The organism is Herbaspirillum sp. B65, assembly GCF_000333555.1.
GTDB lineage: Bacteria > Pseudomonadota > Gammaproteobacteria > Burkholderiales > Burkholderiaceae_D > Herbaspirillum > Herbaspirillum rubrisubalbicans.
This window is the reverse complement of the sequence record NZ_BADI01000277.1, coordinates 1-1,304: the sequence shown is the minus strand read 5'-3', so window position 1 is coordinate 1,304 and position 1,304 is coordinate 1. Positions and strand designations below refer to the sequence as shown.

At 69.0% G+C, this 1,304-nt stretch carries 1 protein-coding gene; it reads right to left on the bottom strand.

What is annotated here, in order from left to right; all coding sequences use genetic code 11:
• The coding region (locus tag I5W_RS07215; protein ID WP_044528724.1) for a helicase-related protein at window positions 1–1,304 on the bottom strand (1,304 nt) is incomplete at both ends.

Here is a 1,304-nt window from a genome sequence, read left to right as displayed (position 1 = left end):
GACAGTGATAGCCTTCGCGGCTCTTGAGGGTTTCCAGCACCAGCCGCTGGCTGGTGGGCAGGGCCGACCAGGCGTGCTGCAGCGCCAGCAGTGGCTGTACGGCTTGCATCTCGGGGCCTTCGAAGCGTGCTTGCTCGGCCTGTTGCAGGCGCTCCAGCACGGCGTGGGCCAGGGTCGAAGACAGCGGTATCCGCCCGCCTTGCCAGCGCGGAACCGCACCACTGGCGGCGTTGCTGCGACGCACCCAGGCGGTCATCTCATGCACCCGCACGAACTCCAGCACCCGTCCGCCGAAGAGGAAGCGGTCACCCGGCCGCAGGCGGGCAATGAAGCCTTCTTCGATGGTGCCGATGCGTCCGCCCTTCATGTATTGCACGTGCAGGCTGGCGTCGGCGACGATGGTGCCGATGTTCATGCGATGCCGGCGCGCAATGGCCGCAACCTCGACCCGGTAGACCCCATCTGCGCCGGCGCGCACGCGGTGGTATTCGGGATAGGCCGTCAGGCTCTGGCCACCACGCACGACGAAGTCCAGTGCCCATTGCCACTGATCCTGGCGCAGGTCGCGATAGGACCAGGCCTGGCGTACCTCGGCCAGCAGCGCTTCGGCCTGGAAACCGCCGCCCAGGGCAATGGTCACCAGATGCTGCACCAGCACGTCCAGGGGCGCCTCCGGGATCGGCCTGTGCTCCACTCGACCGGCGGCCACCGCATCCTGGGCGGCGGCGGCCTCGACCAGTTCCAGGCTGTTGGTCGGCACCAGGGTGGCGCGCGAACTGCGGCCCGGCGCGTGGCCGGAGCGGCCGGCACGCTGCAGCAGGCGGGCCACGCCGCGCGCACTGCCGATCTGCAGCACGCGCTCCACCGGGGTGAAGTCCACCCCCAGGTCCAGGCTGGAGGTGCAGACCACCGCCTTGAGGCGGCCGTCGCGCAAGCCTTGTTCGACCCACTCCCGCACTGCGCGATCCAGCGAGCCGTGGTGCAGGGCGATGATGCCAGCCCAGTCGGGGCGTGCAGCCAGCAGGTTCTGGTACCAGAGTTCAGCTTGCGAGCGGGTGTTGGTGAAGATCAGGGTATTGTTGCTGGAGGCGATCTCCTGCACCACGGCTGGCAGCATCTGGATGCCCAGGTGGCCGGCCCAGGCAAAGCGCGCCGGTTGCGGCGGCAACAGGGTATCGATGACGATGTGCTTGCGCTGCTCACCGCGCACCAGCACGCCCTGTTCGGCCCGGGCCGGGCCCAGCAGGGCTTGCATCGCCTGGTCCAGGTTGCCCAGCGTGGCTGACAAGCCCCACACCACCATC